This is a genomic window from Lysinibacillus sp. FSL P4-0201, assembly GCF_038593425.1.
GTDB classification, from domain to species: domain Bacteria; phylum Bacillota; class Bacilli; order Bacillales_A; family Planococcaceae; genus Lysinibacillus; species Lysinibacillus capsici.
In genome coordinates this window covers 1,111,205-1,132,411 of the sequence record NZ_CP151995.1, presented here as the reverse complement: position 1 = coordinate 1,132,411, position 21,207 = coordinate 1,111,205, and the positions used below count along the sequence as shown (strand labels likewise).

Annotated in this window: 21 protein-coding genes; all 21 read right to left on the bottom strand. The window is 37.5% G+C overall.

Going from position 1 to position 21,207, the window contains the following annotated elements; translation table 11 throughout:
* Positions 1-4: 4 nt before the first annotated feature.
* A complete protein-coding gene (locus tag MKY76_RS05365; RefSeq protein ID WP_048391604.1) occupies positions 5-373 on the bottom strand; it encodes a TIGR02530 family flagellar biosynthesis protein in 369 nt (122 codons plus the stop codon).
* A 15-nt stretch (positions 374-388) separates the two neighbouring features.
* Entirely contained in the window at positions 389-1,081 is a 693-nt protein-coding gene (gene flgD / locus MKY76_RS05360) for a flagellar hook assembly protein FlgD (protein WP_103117582.1), read from the bottom strand.
* Positions 1,082-1,083: 2 nt separating this feature from the next.
* Entirely contained in the window at positions 1,084-2,352 is a 1,269-nt protein-coding gene (locus MKY76_RS05355; protein WP_103117581.1) for a flagellar hook-length control protein FliK, read from the bottom strand.
* A gap of 26 nt (positions 2,353-2,378) precedes the next feature.
* The gene (locus tag MKY76_RS05350) at positions 2,379-2,987 is read right to left on the bottom strand and encodes a hypothetical protein (RefSeq protein ID WP_009371153.1); all 609 of its coding nucleotides are present in this window, start codon (positions 2,985-2,987) and stop codon (positions 2,379-2,381) included.
* Positions 2,988-2,991: 4 nt separating this feature from the next.
* Positions 2,992-3,441: a flagellar export protein FliJ gene (fliJ, locus tag MKY76_RS05345; protein ID WP_103117580.1), complete on the bottom strand. Its 450-nt coding sequence runs from the start codon at positions 3,439-3,441 to the stop codon at positions 2,992-2,994.
* Complete coding sequence (fliI, locus tag MKY76_RS05340) at positions 3,442-4,767, bottom strand: flagellar protein export ATPase FliI (RefSeq protein WP_054550948.1); 1,326 nt, start codon at positions 4,765-4,767, stop codon at positions 3,442-3,444.
* A 5-nt stretch (positions 4,768-4,772) separates the two neighbouring features.
* Complete coding sequence (gene fliH, locus MKY76_RS05335; RefSeq protein WP_112117488.1) at positions 4,773-5,561, bottom strand: flagellar assembly protein FliH; 789 nt, start codon at positions 5,559-5,561, stop codon at positions 4,773-4,775.
* A complete protein-coding gene (gene fliG / locus MKY76_RS05330; RefSeq protein WP_008180783.1) occupies positions 5,554-6,567 on the bottom strand; it encodes a flagellar motor switch protein FliG in 1,014 nt (337 codons plus the stop codon). The genes fliH and fliG overlap by 8 nt, the downstream gene beginning before the upstream one ends.
* Positions 6,568-6,582: 15 nt before the next feature.
* Entirely contained in the window at positions 6,583-8,178 is a 1,596-nt protein-coding gene (gene fliF / locus MKY76_RS05325; protein WP_048391617.1) for a flagellar basal-body MS-ring/collar protein FliF, read from the bottom strand.
* A 120-nt stretch (positions 8,179-8,298) separates the two neighbouring features.
* Positions 8,299-8,604, bottom strand: coding sequence for a flagellar hook-basal body complex protein FliE (gene fliE / locus MKY76_RS05320; RefSeq protein WP_004269303.1), 306 nt, complete (start codon positions 8,602-8,604; stop codon positions 8,299-8,301).
* Positions 8,605-8,630: 26 nt separating this feature from the next.
* Positions 8,631-9,092: a flagellar basal body rod protein FlgC gene (gene flgC, locus MKY76_RS05315; protein WP_054550512.1), complete on the bottom strand. Its 462-nt coding sequence runs from the start codon at positions 9,090-9,092 to the stop codon at positions 8,631-8,633.
* A 3-nt stretch (positions 9,093-9,095) separates the two neighbouring features.
* Positions 9,096-9,488 (bottom strand): flagellar basal body rod protein FlgB, encoded by a 393-nt coding sequence (flgB, locus tag MKY76_RS05310; RefSeq protein ID WP_048391621.1) that lies wholly within the window; start codon positions 9,486-9,488, stop codon positions 9,096-9,098.
* A gap of 910 nt (positions 9,489-10,398) precedes the next feature.
* Entirely contained in the window at positions 10,399-11,178 is a 780-nt protein-coding gene (codY, locus tag MKY76_RS05305; protein WP_342557489.1) for a GTP-sensing pleiotropic transcriptional regulator CodY, read from the bottom strand.
* An 87-nt stretch (positions 11,179-11,265) separates the two neighbouring features.
* Positions 11,266-12,666 (bottom strand): ATP-dependent protease ATPase subunit HslU, encoded by a 1,401-nt coding sequence (gene hslU, locus MKY76_RS05300; protein WP_103117578.1) that lies wholly within the window; start codon positions 12,664-12,666, stop codon positions 11,266-11,268.
* The gene (hslV, locus tag MKY76_RS05295) at positions 12,666-13,211 is read right to left on the bottom strand and encodes an ATP-dependent protease subunit HslV (protein ID WP_004229270.1); all 546 of its coding nucleotides are present in this window, start codon (positions 13,209-13,211) and stop codon (positions 12,666-12,668) included. The genes hslU and hslV overlap by 1 nt, the downstream gene beginning before the upstream one ends.
* Positions 13,212-13,232: 21 nt before the next feature.
* Positions 13,233-14,132 carry a tyrosine recombinase XerC gene (gene xerC, locus MKY76_RS05290; RefSeq protein ID WP_004229272.1) on the bottom strand — a complete coding sequence of 300 codons (900 nt, stop codon included), beginning with the start codon at positions 14,130-14,132 and terminating at the stop codon, positions 13,233-13,235.
* A 287-nt stretch (positions 14,133-14,419) separates the two neighbouring features.
* Positions 14,420-15,733 carry an FADH(2)-oxidizing methylenetetrahydrofolate--tRNA-(uracil(54)-C(5))-methyltransferase TrmFO gene (gene trmFO, locus MKY76_RS05285; protein WP_016994086.1) on the bottom strand — a complete coding sequence of 438 codons (1,314 nt, stop codon included), beginning with the start codon at positions 15,731-15,733 and terminating at the stop codon, positions 14,420-14,422.
* Between the two features lie 19 nt (positions 15,734-15,752).
* Positions 15,753-17,831 (bottom strand): type I DNA topoisomerase, encoded by a 2,079-nt coding sequence (gene topA, locus MKY76_RS05280; RefSeq protein WP_016994084.1) that lies wholly within the window; start codon positions 17,829-17,831, stop codon positions 15,753-15,755.
* Between the two features lie 91 nt (positions 17,832-17,922).
* Entirely contained in the window at positions 17,923-18,819 is an 897-nt protein-coding gene (dprA, locus tag MKY76_RS05275) for a DNA-processing protein DprA (RefSeq protein WP_103117577.1), read from the bottom strand.
* Between the two features lie 198 nt (positions 18,820-19,017).
* Entirely contained in the window at positions 19,018-19,920 is a 903-nt protein-coding gene (sucD, locus tag MKY76_RS05270) for a succinate--CoA ligase subunit alpha (RefSeq protein WP_004229280.1), read from the bottom strand.
* Positions 19,921-19,937: 17 nt separating this feature from the next.
* Complete coding sequence (gene sucC / locus MKY76_RS05265) at positions 19,938-21,098, bottom strand: ADP-forming succinate--CoA ligase subunit beta (RefSeq protein WP_036080495.1); 1,161 nt, start codon at positions 21,096-21,098, stop codon at positions 19,938-19,940.
* Positions 21,099-21,207 lie beyond the last annotated feature (109 nt).

The following is a 21,207-nucleotide window of genomic DNA, read 5'->3' as shown; positions in this document are numbered from 1 at the left end:
GCCTTCAAAGCACAATTGTGCCATCAATATTAGTAAATAACTGTTGCTTTGCTTCCGTGCGATCCATTGCTGTAATTACCGTAGCGTTTTTAGCACTGATAATTAAAGCTGCTTGATCCATCAAGACTAATGGTTGTTTGACACCTTTTGAGTGTGCTTCAAATACCTTATCCGATACAACCTGCCATTCTTGTTCAGAGATATCAATTTTTCTCTCCATGATACGTTCATGTGCATGTTTGCTCACTTTCAGCTCTTGTCTAGACGCTTCCTGTAAATGAGCTTTAAACGATTGTTGTGTATTGATTGGCTTAGGCTGTACTGTGCGAATAGATGGATGCAAGGGTACACGATGAATTGAAAACTTATCCATCACTATTCTCCACCTTTATTCACTAATAACTGTAAAATCTTTATCTGTTAGCTTTTTATCATTGTCTAGTACGTAATTAATGACCCCATCTTTATTAGAAACAGAGACAATTCGTCCTGTTAGCTCTTGGTCACCGTCTTTATACGTTACATTCTTTCCAATTAATTGGCTAGCCTGCACTAACGGAGATTCTTGTACATTATTATTGCCATTTGAACTAGGATTGCCAGCTCCACTTAAAATTCCAGATATATTACCAGGTGAAATTTCTTTTCCATCTACTAATTTGAAAACAACACTACCATCTACAAATTTAAGTGATTCAATTACACCAGTTCCTTCATTTACCACAGGATTTCCTTTTTCATCTTTTTCTTCTGTTATTTCATGCCATTTGACTTCCTTGCCAATAAAGGTTGCATAGTTCATCATTTGTGATTGTTGCTGTGATGACAATAATGATTCTATTGCCTTTGTCATATTTTGCATTTGTTCCAAAGAAGAAAACTGCGCCATTTGAGAAATAAACTCCCTGTCGTCCATTGGATTTGTAGGATCCTGATGCTGTAATTGTGTAATCAACAATTGTAAAAAGGCGTCTTTACCGAGCTCACTATTTCCTGTTTGCTTCGTTGGCTTTCTATAATTTGAGTAATAAAGATCATCTGTTATGGATGTATTTGTCACTTTTGTTGTAGTATCTGCCATTGTTACACCTCCTCACTTATTAAATAGTCACTAAAGGACATTCCTTCATCTTCATCATCACTTTTTTGATCCTGTTCTTCGTCCTGTTGTTGTTTAAAGAAATTATTGAAGAAGCTTTGATCACGTTGTTGACGATCGGCATCTTGTAATGATTGTGCAATATCAAGGCGATCTACTTGTATATTTTGCTGAGCAAATGCCTGTTTTAGCTGGTGTGCTTGACTATCAAGCAATTCACGTCCATGAGCTGTAGAAGCCAGCAAACGGGCTGTAAGGACACCATCATTTTGTACAAGTTCAATACGAACCGTACCTAGATTTTCTGGATACAATTTTATGGTTAAACGTGTAATACCTTGAGCGTTCGAAATCTGTGCTCGATTGATAATGGCTTGCATTTCTTTTAGTAAAGCTTCTGATTGAGCAGGCTTAGCCGTTGGTAACGTTACATGAAATGTGTCTGGTTTCGTTTGTACAGTTTGTGGCATAAGCATGTCATTTGTATTTGTATCACTTTGTTTCGTTACTTGGACTTGCTGAACAACTTGCTGGAAGCCTAGTAATGGCAATGTAACAGTTGTCTTTGTTGTTACCTGCAAAGTTCCTACCTGCGTTTGTAATGACGTTAATAGGCTCTTCACAGTCGTTAGCAGGTCTTCTTGGGATGCTGTTAAGTCTGTCTTTTGCCCTACTAATTGCACTAATTTCAACACTTGAAGAAGTTGTGATGCCTCTTTTGGTGTCACTTGACCTTCGCCTTGTAAAGCAGTGCTTATATTCGCCTGTAGTACCGGCGCTTGGGCATCTACTAATGTTAAAAGCTCCCAAACATCACTTGCTTCCTTTTCTTCTCCTAGTAACTGTTGGACGATTTTTTGAAGCTGCTCTTCATCAATCCCTAATGCATTTAATATATTTTCTAAATGAAGCATTTCATCCAGTGCCACTGCCTTACCGTCTTCTCCAAGTTGAAGCATTAATAAGCCATCATCGTGAGAAATCCCGAGTAAATCTAGTACTTCCTCCATTGAGTCAGCATTTAATAACGCTTGTAAATCCGCAAGTTCATTTGATGAAGTCGTTTTTGATGATTGAGTTGTTTGATTTGAAGAAGTTAATACTTGCCCAAAAACAGAACCAAAATTTGATAAATTTTCTTTCTTGGGAATGCTGCCTATTTTTCCTTCAGCGTTACCAACTGTTGTTGACTTTGTTGCTGCAGTTTTAGTAGGTACTGTTTTATTAATCATTTGCATCATCGCTACATCCACTATTTTTTCACCTCCTTTCAATTATCCTACTGTTTAGCCATAAGCTCCGTATATTTTGCTGCATCTTTTGCATCCATTTTCTCTAAAATAGCTGCTAATTTATCTGGCTTTAAATTCGTTAAAATCCGCAGTGCTTCTGTATCACTCATATTGATTAACACAGGTGCCGCAGCTTTCGGCGACATCTTATCAAATGTTGATAAAATATCGTTAAAGTCACGCTTCACATCATCTTGTTCACGATTTAATTTTTCAATTTCAAATTGAAGCTGTTCCTTTTCTGTCAGCAGCTTCTCTTTTTCAGTTATTGTTGAATCTAATTTTTTTTGAAGCTGGGTAATCTCTGCTTCTTTTTCTTGTACTTCTGCCTGTAAACTCACTATTTTAGAGTCGTTATTAACGACAGCATCCTTTGCTTGTTGTTCTTCTGAGGGGATAAAAGGTAAACTACCAATTGCCTTTTTTCCTAAATCAAAGACATTTGTATTCATTAATGTTGCCACAACAAGCAAAACCGCTACTACAAACATAATCGGCAGTACAATCCAAGTAAAAAACTTAAGAAAGCCCCCAGATTTTTTCTTTGGTTGCTCTTCTACTAACTCTGTTGCTAATCGATTGTCTTTCTTTGCCATGAAATCACCTGATTTCTTTCTTGTTATACGTTTGTAATGAAATTTCATCTAAAAAAAGGCTTTCTATACGATCTTGCTCTTGTTGGAAATGCTTAAAATCCTTTTCTCTCATTTTTTCAAATTTACGTACTTCCAAGTTTTTTTCTAATAGTTTTTCTTCGTGCCAATTCATCTTTGCACGAGCTTGTATCACTTTCTGTTGTACATCTGCAATTGTTTTTTCGAGACTATCAATGAAACGACTATAATGGTGGATTTCATCTATGGATGAACCTATCATTAAACGCTCCTGCTGAAATGCAATTAAATCTTCTTTCTTTTTTAGCAAGTCATATAATTTTGTTGCTATTTCTTCAAAAGAACGGACAGATTCCTTATAAGCCATTTCGGTTTCGTTTTTTTCTTGTTCGCGAATGGTTAACACTTTTTCAAAACGATACACATAACTGACCATCTATTTCGCACCACCGTTCGATAATGTTATTAACTCATTGACACTTTGTTCTAGTGTCACTTTATCTAAGTAACCCTGTTTAAGATAAGCAGTAATGAGCGGTTCATAATGAATTGCTTCATCAATTTCTTTAGAGGTTCCTCTTTTATAAGCACCAATATTGATCAAATCCTCTGATTTGTCGTAAGTATAATAGAGTTCTCTTAATCGTTCAGCAGCTTTCTTATGAGTTGGCTCTGCAACATGATTCATCAAACGACTCACACTTTTCAAGACGTTTATGGCTGGATATTGCCCCTTGTTGGCAAGATTTCGATCCAATACAATATGACCATCTAATATCCCTCGCACAGTATCCGCAATGGGTTCATTCATATCGTCACCATCTACTAAAACAGTATAGAATGCTGTTATAGAACCCTTTTCATTGGTGCCTGTACGTTCTAGTAATTTAGGCAATATCGCAAAAACAGAAGGCGTATAACCTTTTTGTGCTGGTGGTTCTCCTGTGGCAAGTCCAATTTCACGTTGTGCCATAGCCACACGTGTTACGGAATCCATCATCAGCATGACATTTAAGCCTCGATTTCTAAAATATTCGGCGATTGCTGTAGCTGTAAATGCCCCTTTAATCCGCATTAATGCTGGTTGATCAGATGTGGCTGCAACAACAATCGATCGACTTAAGCCCTCAGCACCCAAATCACGTTCGATGAATTCCCGAACCTCACGACCACGCTCACCTATTAGCGCAATGACATTCAAATCTGCTTGTGTATTTCTTGCGATCATACCAAGTAAAGTACTTTTACCTACCCCAGAACCAGCGAAAATACCAACACGTTGTCCATTTCCAACTGTTAGCATACCATCAATAGCCTTGACTCCCACTTCAAGCCTTTCATTAATTGGTGGACGAGTTAGTGGGTTTGGTGGATCTTGTTCTGTAGGGACTGTCATGAGACCTTTAGGTAATAGAGTGCCATCAATTGGATTCCCCATAGAATCCAATACTTTGCCGATTAACTCAGGACCCACTTTTACTTCCAGTGGAGCTCCCGTTCCTTCAACAAGGCAGCCAATAGATATTTCACGTAAGGAGGTAAAAGGCATCAAGACGACTATTTCATCTTTAAAACCAACGACCTCTGCTAAAATAATCTGGTGACCATGATTTACAGTTTCCACATGAATTTTACAGACATCACCTATAGAACTATCTGGACCTTGCGACTCAATCATTAAGCCAACAACTCTAGTAACCCTACCGAACTTTTTAAAAGTTGGGATATGCGGAATTTGTTCAATTAATTGAGCCGCTTTCATCAAGATCATTCCTTACTCTCTAATATTTCATGTAACTTTAATCTGAGTGCATTTAATTGCTCATCGATGCTAACCATAATTCTTCCATGATTTGTTTCAATATAGCAATCTGTCTCATTATCCAAATCTTCATTAACAAAAATCATTAATGGTACGTCTATTGGGAACATTTCTGCTAATTCATCTCGGTTGGTCGTAATTAAAGCATAATAAGCTGGCGAAACATAAATTTTAATTTCCTTCATTTCTCTAGCTTCTTTCAGCCCTCTACGCACAATCGATACAAATAGTTCGTTATCCTGTTCTAACGAAGTACCAATAATTCTTTCTGCAGCAGTTAAACCTAACTCTAAAATTACCGCTTCTTGATCTTCAATATATTTTTGAGCATTTTCTTTCGCTAACATCATTATTTCGTTCGCTGTTTGAAGTGACTGAGCCATTGCATCAGTGGCCTTATTCACGCCATCTTCATAGCCTTGTCCAAATCCCTCATCATAAGCTTCTTGAACACGATTGGGTCTCTCTTCCTCCCAATTTAGCTTTAAATGTTCAATCTCTTGATAGTGCCTATGCTTTTCCTGTTCAAACATCTCTCGTTCAGCTTGCAAAGCAGTTCTTGCTTCAGTAAGTAAACGATCTCGCTCTGCCACGACTTCATCCAACGTTAATTGATGCTGAGGAGGTCCTTCCTCTTGGTATTCTTCCATCGCTTCAAACATATCACGGATTTGTATTTCTTTGACATTATCGCTATCAGACTTAGTGTAAATAGAACGGATGATTCTAGACAATGACGTCATCTCCTCCACCACGAGCAATAATAATCTCTCCAGCATCCTCTAGACGACGAATAACAGCAACAATTCGAGATTGTGCCTCCTCTACGTCACGTAAACGTACAGGTCCCATAATTTCCATTTCTTCTTTAAATGTTTCAGCCATACGTTGTGACATATTGCGGAATATAATATCTTTTACCTCTTCACTTGATACCTTCATTGAAAGCAGTAAGTCTTCGTTTTCACAATCACGAATAACACGCTGAATGGAACGATTGTCGAGTGTAACAATATCCTCGAACACAAACATACGTTTTTTGATTTCCTCTGCAAGTTCTGGGTCTTGTATTTCCAGTGCATCGAGTATTGTTTTTTCTGTTTGTCGATCTACTCCATTTAAAACTTCAACGACTGCATCAATACCACCAGTTTCTGTATAATCCTGCGTAACGGTTGATGATAATTTACGTTCTAACACAGATTCAATTTCGCTAATCACTTCTGGTGAAGTCGATTCCATGACCGCTATACGTTTAGCAATGTCAGCTTGTACTTCCTGTGGTAAAGAAGATAAAATAACCCCTGCTTGCCCTGCCTCTAAATAAGAGAGGATTAGGGCAATTGTTTGAGGATGTTCATTTTGGATAAAGTTAAAAATTTGCGCTGGATCAGCTCTTCTAGCAAAATCAAACGGGCGTACTTGTAATGAAGATGTTAGTCGATTGATGATTGTTTGTGCTTGTTCTACGCCAAGTGCTTTTTCTAATACTGTTTTTGCATAGCCAATACCACCTTGTGTGATATAGTCCTGCGCTAGTGCAATATTGTGAAATTCTTCAATAATCTCTTCTTTTACATTTGATTCTACTTTTTTAACACTTGAAATTTCTAATGTTAAACGTTCAATTTCTTCCTCTGTTAAGTGCTTATAGACAGAAGCTGAAACTTCAGGCCCTAATGAAATTAACAAGAGAGCGGCCTTTTGTTTTCCGGTTAATTCTTTATCTTTCTTGGACACAGCCGAACCTCCTAGTTAGTCTTCAGCAATCCAACTACGCAGTAACTTTGCAAAATCGTCTGGCTTTTCTTTGGCCATTTTTTCTAGCTGCTTACGACGCATTGTAGCTTCCGTTTCAATTTCTTCATTAATATCATCAACCATTAATTCTTCTTGTTCTTCTAGGATACTTAACTCTTCCTCTTCCTTCGCACGTTTACGTGAACGGATAATGAAGAATGCTAGTAATAAGATAACAGCTAACAAGATACCTCCGATAACCCAAACCCACCATGGAATGATTGGTTTTTCATCAGCTACCTCTGTTGCCTTACCGTATAATGGTTGTACAGATACCGCCACTTTTTCATCGATCTGCTCTTGAGTAAGTTCTGCTGCTACGTCTTTGGAAATTGTTGTACGTACAATTGTACTTAAAATTTTCTCAATATCTTCTCGAACACCGTCTGGTAATGACGCTGCGTCAGTTGCTGTCGGTGGTTCAACAATTACTTGAATCCCAATATCCTGAATTTTATAAGGAGCTTCTTGAATATCCTTACGTATACGGTTCACATCATTATTAATCGTTTCTTCCGTACGTTCGTAATCACCATTTCCTGCTGTACCTTCATTATAAGTTGTGAAGTTATCAGTAGTTGTTTCAGCTTCAGGTGTTCCAGCAGCGGCAGCTGCTCCTGTACCAGAATATTGCTCTGTAATTCGCTGAGCACTTATGGCAATACCTTCCATATTTTCTTCATCAACAGGTGTCACAAGATTTTCTTCACGATTTTCTTTCTTGAAATCAATATCCGTTGTGACAGAAACCATTACTTTATCTTGTCCCATCAACGTTCCAAGCATATTTTGTACTTGACGTTGTAGATCTCGTTCTACCAATTTCTTCATTTGTAATTGGCCTTCAGCTGTTGTTGTGGAAGTACCATCAGCTGTTGCTGCATTCAGATCAAAGTACTCTGAAAATTGGTTAGAGATCACTATATTTTCAGTCTTTAAATTCGGAATACTTTTTGACACTAAATTGTACATTGTAGTTATTTGCTGTTCCGTAAATTTATAGCCAGGATCAGTATTTAAAACGATAGATGCTGTTGCCTCTCCTTGAACATCCGTTACGAATACACCTTCCTCAGGAACAGTAATCATAACTTTTGCATCTTTTACACCTTCCAGATTTTTGAAAAGTTTAGCAATTTCAGTTTCAGTAGCTGCTTTTTTTAATAGGTTAAATTCATTATCAGTCATACCAAATCCTGAACTATTAGCAAATGAGTAATCGATTGATCCTGTTTGTGGATATCCCTCTGAAGCTAATTGCACTAATAAGGAGTCAACTTGCTCTTCTGGCACTAAAATAGATGTTCCACCTGGAGCAATTTGATAGGTTACACCTTGGGAATCTAGCGCTTCCTTTACCTGTCCAATTTCCCGTGTTGATAAATCTTTATAAAGTGGAACATATGTAGTTTTGGAAGCAAAAAATGTCACAATTGCTGCTAGTGCGATTACACCTACCACGGAGCCAATCATAACTATTTTTTGCTTTTTACTTCGACTTGTCCAAAATTGACTGGTGTCGTTTTTTATTTTTGTCAATCGTTCATTCATTATGAATCCTCCGGTTATAGTGAATAACCTAGCCATCAATAATTTGCGAACATAATGAGCCACTCTGATTTGTGGTTGTTAATTTATATTGAAAAGAGGTTTCTTATCTTTACAATAAAATTAAACACTCATGCGCATTATTTCTTGGTAAGCTTCAATCACCTTATTGCGAACTTCAATTGTTGCGTTTAGGGTAATGCTTGCCTTTTGCGAAGCAATCATCACTTCATGCAACTCCACATCTTCACCTTTAATTAGCTTCTGAGTAAATTTATCAGAAGTTATTTGTTGATCATTTACTTTTGCAATTGCTTCTTTTAACGAGTTCGCGAAGCTTTGTTGCGCTTCATAAGGTGTAGCATTCAGTTTATTCGTGTTATTTACAACCTGAGTAGGTGTCATTAGCGAAATGGACGAAATGGCCATGTATGTATCTTCCTTTCTACTTAAATTTATTTACCAATCTCTAAAGCCTTTGTAAGCATGGATTTATTCGCATTAAATACAGTTATATTCGCCTCATAAGAACGAGTAGCCGACATTAAATCAACCATTTCTTTTAATGGATCGACGTTAGGCATGTTTACATAACCATCTGCATTCGCATCTGGATGAGTTGGGTCATATACAAGTTTGAAAGGTGTTTCTTGATCTTCTGAGATTCGAGTAATTTTCACACCATTACCAACACCACTTTTTGCATTTTTACCTAGTGCTATATTCAAAAAATTAGAAAATTGTCCTTCTTGAGCTGACAGCGTCACGGACTTACGTCGATATGGTTCCCATTCCCCATTCACTTGACGAGCGCGAGTTGTATCCATGTTAGCCATATTAGAAGAAATAACGTCCATACGTAAACGCTGCGCTGTTAATGCGGAGGCAGTGGTATTCATCCCATGAAAAATAGACATCTATTACTTACCTCCTTTAATAACAGTATTCAATGTGTTTAATTTCCCATTAACACGATCGATTAGAGCATTATAATAAATTTGATTCTCTGCTAATTTCGCTTGCTCAGCATCCATATCTACAGCATTGCCATTGTTTCTATATCGCAAGTTCTCAACAATATTGACACCTGGTGTAGATTGTCGAAACGTGAAATCATAATGTCTATTATCAGTGCGGTATGCAGAAATAGCTATGCTCTTCTGCTCTTCCAACATATCCTTAAAACTAACATTTTTCGCCTTATAATTAGGTGTATCGACATTCGCGATATTATTTGCGATTGTTTTATGATTTAAAGTGGCATAGGAAAGTCCATTTTCCAGGCTACTAATAGTTCCTCCAAATAAATTCAAAACTGTTCACCTCATTTTATTTAAAATCTATGTACTTGTTAATTTATCCAATAATACAATTGTAATTAAGATGATACCTAGTGTCTATTGTCTTTTGTCACTTTTTAATAGTCTATACGCCCTATTTTTTCTCTCTCTCAACCATGACAAAACTTCCCCATCCTTTGCGTCTCTAGGCTTCAGTAAAGATTAATAATCATCTAGTTATTTTACACCATTTCGACAGTGTTTACGATTTTATTGTGAAAAATGCCTTTTTATGAGGTTTATCGCCTTTTTTAATCCTTTTAAATAAAGGTCCCTTTTTACTAGTTTAATCACTATGGGAGTATTTTTTATACAGTGACTATAAGTTTATTCACCATTATTCAAAAGTAACATATCAGCATTTTTTATATGCTAATTGTAGTGACAAATTATCGAACATTTTTAGGATAAAAGCAACGAAATCCATGTTTTTATATTAATTCTCTAAAAAAACAAATGCCCTAAAATTTCGAAAATACACAAAAGCGTCTATATTTACCATAGACGCTATCATTGTTTTGAAAAACAATACATTTTATGAAAGATGAAAACGGCTTTCATTCCACACTACCTGCTTGCCACTATACTTCTCTCTCACTCAGTTTAAAGTACAAAACTATCGCTCTGTTTAAGGTCTCCCCTTTCTCACACGGGAATCAATTAGCCTTCTACTCCTCCGTTCTACATTAAAAGAAAAAATACAATCACTAGTCTGAAAAGTCACTTTTCCTTATGTTTGACTAACGGATTCATTGTACGATCTCTGGATTGGATCATGACGAAACCTAAAGCACCCCTCACCTTTCTAAAAGGTCTTTTTCAACAACATAAAAAGCGTCTATGTTTACCATAGACGCTTTCATTAGCTTCTTAAAAGAAGTATTTATTTCATTTTAATTTCTGCTAAAGCATTTAAGAATTTATCGTTTAGTACTTTAATATAAGTACCTTTCATACCTAAAGAGCGAGATTCAATGACACCTGCTGATTCAAGTTTACGTAATGCGTTTACGATCACTGAGCGTGTAATACCCACTCGATCAGCAATTTTAGAAGCAACTAGTAAGCCTTCATTACCATCAAGTTCTTCGAAAATGTGTTCAATTGCCTCTAACTCACTGTACGAAAGTGAATTAATAGCCATTTGCACGACAGCTTTGCTACGGGCTTCTTCTTCAATTTCTTCCGACTTTTCACGTAAAATTTCCATACCAACCACTGTTGCACCATACTCAGCTAAAATTAGATCATCATCTTCAAATTGTGAAGATAAACGAGCAAGGATTAATGTTCCTAAACGCTCACCACCACCAACGATTGGTACAATTGTTGTTAAAGCATTTTGGAATAAATCTTTATTTTCTACCGGGAAAGCCGTATGTTCATTATTAATATCTAAATTTGATGATGTTTCAGAGATCGTAAATAAGCTATGTGTGTATCCTTCTGGGAACTGTCTCTCTTCGAACATTTTTTTCATACGTTCATTTTCAATTTGTTGGTGAATTGAAATACCTAATAATTTACCTTTACGACTTAAAATATAGACATTACTATCGATAATATCGCCTAGTGTATCGGCCATTTCCTTAAAGTTTACTGGCTTACCAGCAGAAGCTTGAAGCATCGAGTTAATTTTACGTGTTTTTTCTAATAAATTCATTATATGTTCCTCCTATAAATAATCCGAAGAGTATTTACTAAATATTCTAAAGGTTTTTATTATTGAATGATACTAATCAGCTTTATCTTACAGTATAAACTGTGACAAATCTTTATTTTTTACTATTCCCGCAAGTTTTTGATCCACATACGCCGCATTAATTGGGATACTAGCAGGCGCAATTTCAGATGCCTCAAACGATAGTTCTTCCAGTAAACGTTCTAATATCGTGTGTAAACGACGAGCTCCGATATTGTCTGTTTCCTGATTCACTTCAGTTGCTATCTCAGCAATTCGTTCAATAGCATCTGTCGTGAAATGAATTTCTACGCCTTCTGTCTCTAAAAGTGCTTTATATTGCAAAATTAATGATTGATCTGGTTCTTGTAAAATACGAACAAAATCCTGTTTTGTTAATTTTTCTAGCTCTACTCGAATTGGAAAACGGCCTTGTAACTCGGGAATTAGGTCTGATGGTTTTGACATATGAAATGCCCCAGCAGCAACAAACAGCATATAATCCGTTTTCACTGCACCATACTTCGTAGTAACCGTAGAACCTTCTACAATTGGTAAAATGTCACGTTGAACTCCTTCACGGGAGACATTCGCCGAAGTATTTCCTTCTTTACTAGCAATTTTATCGATTTCGTCAATAAAAACGATACCTGTTTGCTCAGCTCTATTAATGGCTTCCTGTGCTACTTCATCAGCATCTATCAGCTTATTTGCTTCTTCTATTGTTAAAATACGACGCGCGTCTTTTACTTGCACACGGCGTTTCTTCTGTTTTTTAGGCATTAAACTAGAGAGCATATCCTGCATACCACTATTCGCAGACATATCCATCCCAGTTCCTTGTAACGCATCAAAAATGGATGGATTTTGTTCTGTTACCTCTACAGTAACCCACTCATTTTCTAACTTACCATTGCGTAAATCAATGGCAATTTGAGCACGCTTCGAGCGAACTTCTCCATCATCTGCTGATGAATCATCATTTGTTGGTTGTTCTTTCCCACCAAATAGCATTTCAAACGGATTTTGCATCGCCTGTTTTTTACGTAAAGAAGGCACCAAAAGTTTCACGATTGCTTCATTTGCTAATTCTTCTGCTTGTTCCTTGACAGACTCCATCATTTCTTCTTTAACTAGACGGTGAGAAGCTTCTACCAAGTCACGGACCATTGATTCAACATCTCTACCCACATAGCCTACTTCGGTAAACTTTGTCGCTTCAACTTTTACAAAAGGTGCATTAGTAAGCTTTGCAATCCTTCTCGCTATTTCTGTTTTGCCGACACCAGTTGGCCCAATCATCAAAATATTTTTCGGAATAACTTCAGCCTTCATATCTTCATTTAACAACGAACGACGATAGCGGTTTCGTAACGCAATAGCTACTGCTCGCTTAGCTTCATTCTGCCCAACAATGTAACGATCTAAATGCTCAGTAATTTGTCTTGGCGTTAAATTTTTTTGTGTCATTAGTTCAGCGCCTCCACGATAATATTATGATTTGTAAATACACAGATTTCAGCAGCTGTTTCTAATGCCGCTTCAGCTATTTCACGAGCAGTCATTGTTTCACCTGCATATTTTTTTAATGCTCTACCTGCAGACAATGCATAATTGCCTCCAGAGCCAATGGCCAAAATGCCATCATCAGGTTCAATCACTTCTCCTGTACCCGAAACGAGTAATAAAGTCGTTTTATCCATTACTAGTAGCATTGCTTCTAGCTGGCGCAGCATTTTATCACCACGCCATTGCTTCGCTACCTCAACAGCTGCCCGTTGCAAATTACCGTTATACTCATTTAATTTGCCTTCAAACATTTCAAAAAGTGTAAAGGCATCAGCAACTGAACCTGCAAAACCAGCGAGGACCTGCCCATTAAACAGACGTCTGACCTTCCTTGCTGTACCCTTCATCACAACTGCATTTCCCAATGTTACTTGACCATCACCAGCCATAGCACAGCCTCCGTTATGATGAACCGCAAATATCGTTGTTGCATGAATTTGTCCCATCTGCCTTCCTCCTTAGCTCTATTATGCCCTTGGATGAGCATTCATATATGTTTGACGAAGATGCTCTTTTGTTACATGTGTGTAAACTTGTGTAGAAGATAAATGTGAGTGACCTAATAACTCCTGCACCGTCCGTAAATCTGCGCCATTATTCAATAAATGAGTAGCAAAAGTATGGCGAAGCATGTGTGGGTAAATTTTCGTATGGAGTGAGGCCTTATCAATCATTTCGTTTAAAATATGACGTACCCCTCTAGGAGTAAGTTCCCCACCACGCATATTGACAAACAACTGCAGATGATTCGTTTTTTTCATCAATCGTGGACGAGCTTGCTCTATGTAGTCCTGCATTGCTAAACTCGCAAATTGACCAAATGGAATGATTCGTTCTTTTCGACCTTTGCCCATTACTCGTATAATCGAATAATGAAAATCTACATCCTCTACTTGAATTGAAGTCAGTTCACTCACACGAATACCTGTTGCATATAACAGCTCTAATATAGCTATATTTCTTAATGATTTCAAATCATCACCAGTATTCGCATCAAATAACTGTTTCAATTCCTCTTCGTAGAAAAAATTAGGTAAACGTGATTCTTTTTTCGGATGATAAAGCGAACGAAAGGCTCCGTCATCTAATCCGTACTGTCTATTTAGAAAGCGAAAAAAGGAGCGTATTGAGGAAATTTTCCTTGAAATAGAAGCCCTTGCCCTTTTCTCATCGTACAACTTTGTTACATAAAGACGTGCATGTATATATTCAACACTTGCTAAATCATCGATTCCCTCCGTTTGTAAAAAGGTTAAAAAATCTAGCAGGTCTGATTCATATTCTCGCACTGTATGAACAGAGAAGTTCTTTTCAACTTGGATGTAAAGCATGAACTGTTCGAGTGCATCTTGGGACGAAACTAACACAGAAAGATTCACCACCAATAATTTATTAATAATTTTCTTAAATGACTGACACTTGTAATATAACGGATATACAATCCTTTGTCATCTCTTACAAGTTTGTATCGTTTTCCTGATCATTAATAAACATACATATTGACACTAAACCTATCTTCATAATATAGCAAGTGTAAATAGTTATATTTTGAGAAAAACTCCATACAAAATAATAAAATACGTCTAATTAAGCATTTTGTCTACAAAAAGAAAAAGCCTCTAAGAGTATAACAACTTTTAGAGGCTTTTGGCAATTAAATTGTTTGTGAATTCACAAAATTTCGAATTGTGCTTATTGCGCGTGTTGCATGCATTTCCGCACGCTCTGGCTTAGAACGACGACCAGGTGGTAAGTCAGGGAAGATGCCGAAGTTTACATTCATAGGCTGGAAGTTTTTCGACTGTGCTTCTGTTATATAACGCGCCATGCTACCTAATGCCGTTTCGAATGGGAAAATAATCGGCTCTTGTCCTAAGGCTAAACGAGCTGCATTTATTCCTGCAATTAATCCACTACCTGCTGATTCAACATAGCCTTCTACACCAGTCATCTGACCTGCAAAGAAAATATTCTTTTGCTCACGAAGTTGATATGTTTTTTCTAAAACTTTCGGTGAATTAATGAAGGTGTTTCTGTGCATGACGCCATAGCGAACAATTTCTACATTCTCTAACCCAGGAATGAGCTGTAACACTTCCTTTTGTGGCCCCCATTTTAAATGCGTTTGGAAGCCTACAATGTTGTAAAGCGTGCCTGCTGCATCGTCTTGACGAAGTTGAACAACTGCATATGGACGTTTTCCTGTTTTAGGATCCTCAAGACCCACTGGCTTCATCGGACCAAATAACATAGTTTTCTCTCCACGAGCTGCCATGACTTCAATTGGCATACAACCTTCAAAGTAAATTTCTTTTTCAAATTCCTTCAATGGTACAACTTCAGCTTCGATTAATGCTTGGCGGAAACGATCGAATTCTTCCTTTGTCATAGGACAGTTTAAATAAGCCGCTTCCCCTTTATCATAACGAGATTTTAAATAAACTTTATTCATATCAATACTATCTTTTTCGATAATAGGAGCTGCTGCATCGTAAAAGTATAAATAATCTAAACCCGTTAAACCTTGAATTTTTTCAGCTAAAGCTTTTGAAGTTAATGGTCCTGTTGCAATAACTGTAATACCTTCTGGAATTTCTGTGACTTCTTCATGAATAACCTCCACAAGTGGATGGTTTTTCACAGTTTCAGTTACATACCCTGCAAATTCGTGACGATCTACTGCTAAGGCACCTCCAGCAGGTACTGAACATTGGTCTGCTGCCTTTAAGATAACAGAATCTAACATACGCATTTCTTCTTTTATAACGCCTACAGCATTTGTTAACCCGTTTGCCCGCAATGAGTTAGAACAAACAAGCTCAGCAAATTTATCAGTATGGTGCGCTGGTGTCTGCTTTACTGGACGCATTTCATAAAGTTTAACTTTTATACCCCGCTTAGCAATTTGCCAAGCTGCCTCACTACCTGCCAGCCCTGCTCCAATTACATTTACTACTTGTTCAGTCATGTTTCTTACCATCTTCCTATTATTGAGTTGGTGCTTCTTCATAGTCACACTTCGTACATTGAATTTGCACACCTTTTTTTATCTTTTTCTCTACTAATAATGCACTACATTTTGGACATGGTCTATTAATCGGCTTGTCCCATGAGACAAATTCACATTCAGGATACTGATTGCAACCATAGAATAGACGCTTTGTTTTACTTTTTCGCTCCACAATTTCGCCCGTTTCACAGGAAGGACATTTCACACCAATAGGCTTCATAATCGCTTTTGTATTTCTACAATCCGGGAAATTAGAACAAGCCATAAATTTGCCATATCGTCCAAGCTTAAAGACCATTGGAGATCCACAAAGCTCACAGTCTTCTCCTGCAGGCTCATCCTTAATGACAACCTTTTCCATAGCTTCATCCGCATGTTTTACATGGACTTCAAAGTCTTTGTAAAATTCCTCCACAACTTTTTTCCATTGTCGATTGCCTTCTTCAATATCATCTAAATCTTGTTCCATTTGTGCTGTGAATTCGATGTTTATGATATCTGGGAAAAATTCTAGTACGAGTTGGTGTACGATCTCTCCTAGCTCTGTTGGCATAAAGCGTTTAGCATCTAATACAACATAGCCACGGCGCTGAATTGTATCGAGGGTCGGTGCATATGTGGACGGGCGCCCAATTCCTAGTTCTTCCATTGTTTTAACAAGTCGCGCCTCAGAATAACGTGGTGGTGGCTGTGTAAAATGTTGTTTAGGCTCGATTTCAAGCGATTTTACTTGATCACCAATTTCCATCTCAGGTAAAAGTTTTGTCGTCTCTTCAGTTTGATCATCAGTACCTTCAATATATAGTTTCATAAAGCCTGCGAATTTAACTTGTGAGCCATTTGCACGGAATAAAACATCACCATTTTGAAGATCTACAGCTACAGTATCAAGTACTGCCGGTGCCATTTGACTCGCAATAAAGCGCTCCCAAATTAAGCGATATAAGCGTAACTGATCACGGCTAAGTACCGCCTTTAATTCATCTGGTGTCCGCATTGTACTTGTTGGACGTATTGCTTCGTGCGCATCCTGTGCATTTGAAGCTTTCTTTGTTTGTTTTATTTCTGTTGCAATGTATTCTTTTCCATATTTACCCTCAATGTACGTAACCGCTTCTGCTTTTGCCGTATCAGAAATACGTGTGGAATCGGTACGCATATAAGTAATTAACCCGACTGTCCCCTCTTTTTTTCCAATATCTATACCTTCGTATAATTGCTGAGCTAGCATCATGGTCTTCTTAGCACGGAAATTTAATTTTCGTGCAGCTTCTTGCTGTAAAGATGATGTTGTAAAGGCTGGTGCAGCATTACGCTTACGTTCCTTTTTCGTTACATTGACAACATCAAAGTTTGTTCCTTTAACATCTTTTAAGATTGCCTTTACTTGTGCTTCATTTGTTAATTTTATTTTGTCTTTACCATTTCCATAGTAAAGGGCATCAAATGATTTTTTTCCCTTTTCAAACGTTCCTTCAATTGTCCAATATTCTTCAGGTTGGAAGTTTTTAATTTCATTTTCACGATCAATGATCATTCGTAGTGCTACAGATTGTACCCGACCCGCTGATAAACCTTTTTTTACCTTTTTCCATAGAATTGGGCTAATGTTATAGCCAACAAGTCGATCCAATATACGTCTTGTTTGCTGCGCATCTACTAAATCCATGTTAATTGGACGTGGGTTTTTAAAAGACTCTATAATTGCATCTTTAGTAATTTCATTAAATACAACACGACAATCTGAGTGAATATCAATATTTAATGCAGTCGCAAGGTGCCAAGCAATTGCTTCTCCCTCGCGGTCTGGATCGGCCGCTAGATAAACTTTCTTTACTTTTTTAGCAGCAGACTTTAATTCCTGTAACACAGGTCCTTTACCACGTATCGTAATATATTTAGGCTCGAAATTATTTTCCGCGCTAACGCCCATCTGACTACGTGGAAGATCCCGTACATGTCCAACCGACGCTTTCACTTTATATTTCTTTCCTAAATACCGTTCAATTGTTTTTGCTTTTGCTGGTGATTCTACAATCACTAAATAATCCGCCATCTATGTCTCCCCCTTAGCGAGGTCTATTACTAATTTTTTAAGTTACCTGTTGCAAAATGTATAACAGATTTTAAGATAATGCAACTTTTTTTCAATTTTTGTTAGAAAAGAGGTCTAATGTTTCAATGATTTGATGACCATTCACTATGGGAATTGCTCCTTCAAAAAGCAATTGATTTGTCCCTTTTGATTGCGTTGCGTCTATAGGTCCTGGCACCACAAACACATCTTTTCCTTGCTCTAATGCAAGCTCTGTTGTAATAAGCGTGCCACTTTTTAATGCCGCTTCTGTCACAACTAATGCTTGAGATAAACCACTAATGATTCGGTTACGCATTGGGAAATGCCATTTTTCAGGCTTCATATAAGGAGGATATTCTGTCATTAATAACTGGTTCTCTGCCATTTGCGTAGCAAGAATGCGGTTTTCTGATGGATAGAGATAATTAAAACCATGTCCAAGCACAGCTATTGTATGACCGCCCATATCGATAGTCGCCCTATGTGCCATTGTATCTGCACCTCTTGCAAGCCCACTAACAACCGTATAATCACGTTGAATAAGCGGCGGGACAATTAAGTCTATCGCTCTTTTTGAATACGCTGTCGCCTTCCTAGAGCCTATAATAGCTATCTGTTTTTTGTTTGTTAACAGGGAATATTGACCTTTCACATACAATACAGTAGGTGGACTTGATATTTCAAATAATTGCGCCGGGAAATAGGGATGATAAAACGGGATGGGGAAAATATTAGCCCGTGCATAGGCCTCTTCAAACGGTGTTGTCATAATTTGTCGAAAGCGCTGAGAAAGTTGATGTGCTTTTTTTGCCGATATTTGTAAAACTTTTGCGAGGTCGTCATAATGAATGTCTTCAAAAGAGCTTAAAATATTCACAGGGGACAACAATTGCTGAAGTTTCTGTAGTGGTAATGGGTACACATAATGTAAGGCTAGTAATCTCTGCGTATCTACTGCGAGAATCATTCAATAAACCTCCCTTTATAATAGAAGAAATTAAATGACCGCATGATAATTTTCAACACAACATTGCATTATTATTTATAACATCTGCCACAAAATTGTTGATTTCTTCATAAGTAAGTAGGTAATTGTTGAATGAAGTATGATAAACAGTGTATAAATAATGAAAAAGATGTAGCCGTAATGGCTACATCTTCCATTTTAATGGGTTTTACACTTTTCGTATAGCCCTTTTTCTTTAATTACTTTAATCAATGTTTCACCAATTACAGAAGGTGTTTCTGCAACTTCAATACCAGCTTCGTTCATTGCTTTAATTTTCTCAGCTGCTGTTCCTTTACCACCAGAAATGATAGCACCAGCGTGACCCATACGTTTGCCAGGAGGTGCAGTTTGTCCACCAATAAAGCCTACAACAGGTTTTGTCATATTTGCCTTAATCCATGCCGCTGCTTCTTCCTCAGCTGTACCACCGATTTCACCAATCATAACAACTGCGTATGTTTCTGGATCATTATTAAAGGCTTCAAGTACATCAATGAAGTTTGTACCGTTGACAGGGTCTCCACCAATACCTACTGCAGTTGTTTGACCAATTCCAGCTTGTGTTAATTGGTGTACTGCTTCATATGTTAATGTACCAGAACGAGAAACTACTCCTACATGGCCTTTTGTATGAATATAACCAGGCATGATACCAATTTTACATTCATCAGCTGTAATAACACCTGGACAGTTTGGACCTACTAGGCGAGTGTTTTTGCCTTCCATATAACGTTTAACCTTAACCATATCAAGGACAGGAATATGCTCTGTGATACAGATTGTTAATTCTAATTCAGCATCAACAGCTTCTAAAATTGCATCTGCCGCAAATGGTGCAGGTACATAGATAACTGAAGTTGTAGCACCTGTTGCAGCTACAGCTTCTGCTACTGTATTGAAAACAGGAACTCCCTCGATTTCAAGTCCACCTTTACCTGGTGTTACACCTGCTACGATTTTAGTACCATACTCAAGCATTTGCTTCGTATGGAAAAGAGCTGTTTCGCCCGTAATCCCTTGTACAATTACCTTCGTATCTTTGTTAATAAATACAGCCATTGTTCTCCCTGCCTTCCTTAGCCTACTAGTCCCACAATTTTTTGTGCACCGTCAGCCATTGAATCCGCTGCAACGATGTTTAAACCAGATGCATTTAAAATTTCTTTTCCAAGTTCAACATTTGTACCTTCTAAGCGTACAACTAATGGCACAGCTAAACCAATCTCTTTAGCAGCCGTTACAACACCCTCAGCAATAATGTTACACTTCATAATTCCACCAAAGATGTTTACGAAAATGCCTTTTACGTTTGGATCAGAAAGGATAATTTTGAAAGCCTCTGTTACTTTTTCAGCTGTTGCACCGCCCCCTACATCTAGGAAGTTAGCAGGGCTTCCGCCATAATAACTAATTGTATCCATCGTTGCCATTGCAAGACCAGCACCGTTAACCATACAGCCAATATTTCCATCTAATGAAATATAGCTTAGGTCATATTTCGAAGCTTCGATTTCTTTTGCATCTTCTTCGTCAAAATCGCGTAATTCGACAATATCCTTATGTCGATATAATGCATTGGCATCAAAATTGAATTTAGCATCTAATGCTACTACTTCGCCTTGTCCAGTTACAACAAGTGGATTAATTTCTACAATTGATGCATCTTTGTCGATAAATGCTTGATATAAGCCTAACATTAATTTAACAGCTTTCCCTACAAGGTTTGCTGGAATATTCATATTAAACGCCATACGACGTGCTTGGAAGCTTGTTAATCCAACTACAGGATCCACAACTTCTTTGAAGATTTTTTCTGGATTTGTTTCTGCTACTTCTTCAATATCCATACCGCCTTCTTCAGATCCCATCACTGTTACACGAGATGTGGCACGGTCTAATACTAGACTTAAATAGTATTCTTTTTGGATATCAGAACCCTCTTCAATATACAAACGTTTTACTTCTTTTCCTTCTGGACCTGTTTGATGAGTCACTAAAATTTTTCCTAATAACTCTTTTGCGTATGTGCGCACCTCGTCAAGGTTTTTAGCGATTTTGACACCGCCTGCTTTACCGCGTCCACCTGCATGGATTTGCGCCTTGACTACTGTTACGTTTGAGCCAAGTTCCTTCGCTACTTTTACTGCTTCATCAGGGGAAAAAGCAACTTTTCCGTTTGGTACAGCTACACCATATTTTCTCAGAATCTCTTTCCCTTGATATTCATGGATATTCATAATACATCCTCCCATCAAACATTTGCATAGAATTGTTTTACTAACATAGACTATTCTAACGAAAGATTCTGATAAAGTCTACACTTTGTCTTTAGTTCGAATTTTCTCT